Origin of the sequence: Stenotrophomonas sp. GbtcB23 (assembly GCF_019091045.1) — a bacterium.
In the GTDB taxonomy this organism is placed as follows: Bacteria; Pseudomonadota; Gammaproteobacteria; order Xanthomonadales; family Xanthomonadaceae; genus Stenotrophomonas; species Stenotrophomonas rhizophila_A.
Genome location: NZ_JAGXKC010000784.1, coordinates 1 through 229, shown reverse-complemented (window position 1 = coordinate 229; position 229 = coordinate 1). Strand labels below are relative to the sequence as shown.

Sequence of the window (229 nt, the reverse complement as noted above, 5' to 3'; positions counted from 1 at the left end):
ACAAGTTCTCCGGCAAGCTGTCCGCCCGCTACGCGTTCACCGACAAGGTCGCGCTGCGTGCCACCGCCTCGTCCGCCTTCAGCGCCCCGTCGCTGGCCCAGCAGAGCTACCAGGCGGTGTCCAGCACCATCGTCAACGGCGTGTTCGTCGAACGCGGCACCTTCCCCTCCACCAGCACCGCCGCGCAGGCGCTGGGCGCCAGCCCGGTGCAGGCCGAAAGCTCCACCTC

1 protein-coding gene is annotated in these 229 nt (G+C 70.3%); it reads left to right on the top strand.

Annotated features, from left to right (window positions below):
• Positions 1-229 (top strand): TonB-dependent receptor (locus KVS69_RS20915; protein WP_217540277.1); only part of this gene is annotated, 229 nt, incomplete at both ends.